The 4,318-nt window shown below is 72.1% G+C and carries 7 protein-coding genes; 5 read left to right on the top strand and 2 right to left on the bottom strand.

The window, feature by feature from the left end:
• Positions 1–688, top strand: a 688-nt coding sequence (locus AC1DXK_RS30305) for a phosphohexomutase domain-containing protein (protein ID WP_477299660.1), incomplete at its 5' end; no start/stop codon positions are given.
• A gap of 156 nt (positions 689–844) precedes the next feature.
• Here AC1DXK_RS30305 and AC1DXK_RS30300 read toward each other — a convergent pair.
• Positions 845–1,336 carry a GNAT family N-acetyltransferase gene (locus AC1DXK_RS30300; RefSeq protein WP_477299659.1) on the bottom strand — a complete coding sequence of 164 codons (492 nt, stop codon included), beginning with the start codon at positions 1,334–1,336 and terminating at the stop codon, positions 845–847.
• Positions 1,337–1,513: 177 nt separating this feature from the next.
• On the opposite strand from AC1DXK_RS30300, the gene rpsD reads away from it, so the two are divergent.
• The gene (rpsD, locus tag AC1DXK_RS30295) at positions 1,514–2,131 is read left to right on the top strand and encodes a 30S ribosomal protein S4 (protein WP_457105176.1); all 618 of its coding nucleotides are present in this window, start codon (positions 1,514–1,516) and stop codon (positions 2,129–2,131) included.
• Positions 2,132–2,278: 147 nt separating this feature from the next.
• Here rpsD and AC1DXK_RS30290 read toward each other — a convergent pair whose 3' ends face one another.
• Entirely contained in the window at positions 2,279–2,587 is a 309-nt protein-coding gene (locus AC1DXK_RS30290) for a hypothetical protein (protein WP_457105175.1), read from the bottom strand.
• Between the two features lie 102 nt (positions 2,588–2,689).
• Here AC1DXK_RS30290 and AC1DXK_RS30285 point away from each other — a divergent pair, with 102 nt between their 5' ends.
• The 3 genes from AC1DXK_RS30285 to tsaD all read left to right on the top strand — a co-directional run.
• Positions 2,690–3,040, top strand: coding sequence for a DUF2293 domain-containing protein (locus AC1DXK_RS30285; RefSeq protein WP_457105174.1), 351 nt, complete (start codon positions 2,690–2,692; stop codon positions 3,038–3,040).
• 83 nt (positions 3,041–3,123) lie between these two features.
• Positions 3,124–3,333, top strand: a complete 210-nt coding sequence (locus AC1DXK_RS30280) for a TOBE domain-containing protein (RefSeq protein WP_457105173.1) — start codon at positions 3,124–3,126, stop codon at positions 3,331–3,333.
• Between the two features lie 136 nt (positions 3,334–3,469).
• A partial coding sequence (gene tsaD / locus AC1DXK_RS30275; RefSeq protein WP_477299658.1) for a tRNA (adenosine(37)-N6)-threonylcarbamoyltransferase complex transferase subunit TsaD occupies positions 3,470–4,318 on the top strand: 849 nt, incomplete at its 3' end.

Raw genomic sequence — 4,318 nt, 5'->3', positions numbered from 1 at the left:
CGCGGGGGTCGCGCGCTCCATGCCCACGAGCCGCGCCGCCGACCGGGTCGCGGCCGCCCTCGGCATCGCGGCCTACGAGACCCCCACCGGCTGGAAGTTCTTCGGGAATCTTCTCGATGCCGGGCTGATCACCCTGTGCGGCGAGGAGAGCGCCGGCACCGGCTCGAACCACGTCCGCGAGAAGGACGGCCTCTGGGCGGTGCTGCTCTGGCTCAACATCCTGGCGGCCACCGGCGAGCGTGCCGACGCGCTGGTGCGGGCACATTGGCGGACCTACGGGCGCGACTACTACGCCCGCCACGATTACGAGGAGGTGGATTCGGACGCCGCCAACGGCCTGATGGACGCGYTCCGTGACAAGCTCGCCGGGCTGCCGGGCACCCGGATCGGCGACCTCACGGTGTCGACGGCCGACGAGTTCGCCTATCGCGACCCGGTTGACGGCTCGCTCACCGAGCGCCAGGGCATCCGGATCGGCTTCGCCGAGGACGCGCGGGCGGTGTTCCGGCTGTCGGGCACCGGCACCGCCGGGGCGACGCTGCGGGTCTATCTGGAGCGCTACGAGAACGCGCCGGACCGGCTCGACCTGCCGGTGGCCGAGGTGCTGGCCCCGGTGGCGGCGGCCGCCGGCGCGATCGCCGAGATCGAGCCCCGCACCGGAAGGCCTGAGCCGAGCGTGGTGACCTGAGGGGGGCCGGGAGACCGGGCCTCCGGTCCGCGCCGGGGCGACAGGCCGTCTTTGCGAGCGCAGCGAAGCAATCCAGAGGCGCCACGCTCTACGGCGGCGCGCCACCCTGGGTCGCTTCGCTGCGCTCGCGATGACGGCAGGGCCGGCGCCGATTTCTCAAACTAAGTCCTTCACCATGTGCACGGTGACGTCGTCGTCGCGGGTCCGGCCCGGTCCGTCATAGGGCGCCTCCCGCTCCACCCGGTAACCGAGCGCGCCGTAGAGGCGCAGGTTCGCCGTGTACTTCCTGTTGGTGTAGAGGCGCAGCCGCGCCAGCCCGGCCTCGGCCGCGACGGCGTCGGCCCGTCCCATCAGCCGGCTGCCGAAGCCCTGGCCCTGGAAGGCCGGATGAACCGCCACGTTGACGACCAGCAGGTGGTCGACCTCGGCCTTCGTCTCGATCAGGCCGGCGAGGACCGTGTCGGCCAGCAGCAGGTCGAAGCGGTGGTCCCGCACCGCCTGCGCGTAATCCGCCTGCATGGGAATCGGCAGGCGGCCGATCACCGGGATCCACTTGGTGTAGGCCRCCCTCACCAGCGTCCGGATCGCCGCCACGTCCGCGGACCCACCGCGCCGGACTGTCACTGCCTCGTCGATCCGACTGTCCATGGTTGACCGCAGCGCCCCCGTCCCCTAAAGACCCGCCCGTCGAGGGGGCTCCGGGCGGAGCCCCCTCGCGTTTTCACGCGCACCCGTGGGCGGGATCCTCCTGCCCTGTCGTCCCGGACATCCTGTCCGGGAAAAGGAGGGCGCGTTCCTCATTCTCGTCACGAGAGGACGCGAAACATGTCGAAGCGGATTCAGGCCAAGCACAAGCTCGACCGCCGCATGGGCCAGAACATCTGGGGCCGCCCGAAGAGCCCCGTCAACCGCCGCGAGTACGGCCCCGGCCAGCACGGCCAGCGCCGCAAGGGCAAGATGAGCGACTTCGGCACGCAGCTGCGCGCCAAGCAGAAGCTCAAGGGCTATTACGGCAACATCACCGAGAAGCAGTTCCGCCGCTACTACGCCGAGGCGATCCGCCTGCGCGGCGATTCCGGCGAGAACCTCGTCGGCCTCCTCGAGCGCCGCCTCGACGCCGTGGTCTACCGGGCGAAGTTCGTCGCGACCCCGTTCGCTGCGCGCCAGTTCGTCAACCACGGGCACGTCAAGGTGAACGGCGTCCGCGTCAACATCCCGAGCTATCAGGTGAAGGCCGGCGACCTCGTCGAGGTCAAGGAGTCGTCCCGTCAGCTCGAGATCGTCATCGTGGCGACCCAGCTCCCCGAGCGCGACGTGCCGGACTACATCGAGGCCGACCACGCCAAGATGACCGCCCGCGTCACCCGCATCCCCAGCCTGTCCGAGGTGCCCTACCCGGTGCAGATGGAGCCGAACCTCGTCATCGAGTTCTACTCCCGCTGATCCTGTCGCAGCGCGCGACCGATGGAGGGGCTGCCCGTGCGGGCGGCCCCTTCGCGTTTTCCGGAGCCTCCGTCCGAGGTGGGCTTCCGGTCTTCGGGAACCGGAGCCGCGTCCCGGTTCCGCCGTCCGGGCCGAGGCGCCGCGGCCTCAGCAGCCGTGGCAGATCGAGCCCATCGTGTGGCGCATCTTGCTGTCCCATGCCTTCGAGCGGGCCTCGGCCGCCTTCTGAGCCCTGATCATCTCGGCCTGGTTCACGGGCTGCGGCATCCCGGTGGCCGCGGTGCCGCCCGGGGGCTTGGTCTGGCCGGTGGCCGTGATGCGGCGGGCGGGCGCGGTACCGGCCGGAGCCGGGGACGCGGCCGAGCCCGGGTTCGCGCCCGACATCGGGCTCTGGGCCAGCGCCGGTGCCGCCCCGAGCAGGAGGCCGAGCAGCACCGCGGGACGAAGAATTGCCATGGACCTGATCTCCCCGGCGGAGGATCCCGTGCAGGCCCCGCCTCATCCGGCAGCGATCCTATCCGATCACGCCGTTAAAATCATGCCGTTGGCAGGCCCCCGATGAGCGCCGCACCACCGCCTCCGAACCGCCGGGACGCCGTCGCCGCCGCGCTGGCCCGGCTCGCCCCGCGCCTGCCGGATTTCGAAGCCGAGGCCGTCCTCGACCGGGCGCTGGCCAGTCCAGGCCTGCGCCGCGCCGCCCCCGAGACCGCGGCGCGCCTCGCCCTGGTGACGTACGCGCGCCACGTCTTCACCGAGTACGACGACCTGCTGGCCGACGGCTACGACCGGGACAGCGCCCGGCACTTCGTCCTCGACGACCTCAACGCCGCGCTCGTCGCCTGGGGCGCCGCGCCGATCCCCGAAGCGGCGGCGGCGGAGTCCGGCGAGCCGGAGGGCGATCCGCGCTGAGGTGGTCGCGCGGTGCGCCGCCTTGCTGTAGGAGAGCCGCCCGAGCCCGCCCGGCGCGGCTCTCAGAATCGGGCAGCCACACGATGAAGATCAGTGCGCGCAACGTCCTCAAGGGGACCGTCGTCTCGGTGGACAAGGGGGCGACCACCTCCCACGTCAGGATCGAGATCAGCCCCGGCCAAGTGGTCACCGCCTCGATCACCAACGAAGCCGTCGATGCCCTCAAGCTCGTCGCGGGCGGATCCGCCTACGCGGTGATCAAGGCCTCCGACGTGATGGTGGCGGTCGACTGAGGCGCACGGGTAGCGCGCCGGCCCCGCCGGGGCGCGAACCCCCGCTAACGCTGCGGCCCCGGATGCCGCTATGACATCCTGAGCGGCAGGACCCGGCGCGAGGCGGCAGCGGGTTCGGACCGGAGGAGTTCCACGCGTGCAGAAGACCGTGCTCGGCATCGAGACCACCTGCGACGAGACCGCCGCCGCGGTTGTCTCGGTCGACGAGGAGGGCGTCGGTCACATCCGCGCCAACGAGGTGCTGAGCCAGATCGCCGAGCACGCGGCCTATGGCGGCGTCGTGCCGGAGATCGCCGCCCGCGCCCATGTCGAGGTGCTCGACCGGCTGATCGCCCGCGCCCTCGACCGGGCCGGGATCGGCTTCCCCGATCTCGATGGAATCGCAGTGGCGGCCGGACCCGGGCTGATCGGCGGCGTCCTGGTCGGCCTCGTGACCGCCAAGACCCTGGCGCTGGTGACCCGCAAGCCGCTGCTCGCCGTGAACCACCTGGAGGCCCACGCCCTCACCGCGCGGCTCACCGACGGGATCGCGTTCCCCTACCTGCTGCTGCTGGTCTCTGGCGGCCATACCCAGCTCGTGGCCGTGCGCGGAGTCGGCGATTACGTGCGGCTCGGATCCACCATCGACGACGCCATCGGGGAGGCCTTCGACAAGGCCGCCAAGCTCCTCGGCCTCGGCTACCCGGGCGGCCCCGAGGTCGAGCGCATGGCCGAGACCGGGGATCCCGAGCGCTTCGCCCTGCCCCGGCCGATGCTGGGCCGGCGCGAGGCCGACTTTTCCCTCTCCGGCCTCAAGACCGCGCTTCGGATCGAGGCCGAGCGGATCGCGCCGCTCGCCGAGCGCGACGTGGCCGACCTCTGCGCGGGCTTCCAGGCGGCCGTGGTCGACGTGATCGTGGACCGCGCCCGGGTCGCCCTGCGCGCCTTCTCGGGCGTGGCCGGCCGGCCCACCGCCCTGGTGGCGGCGGGGGGCGTTGCGGCCAAC

The organism is Methylobacterium sp. P3_A11 (genome assembly GCF_056403155.1).
The sequence above is the reverse complement of the archived record's forward strand: the minus strand, read 5'-3'. Positions and strand labels throughout refer to the sequence as shown.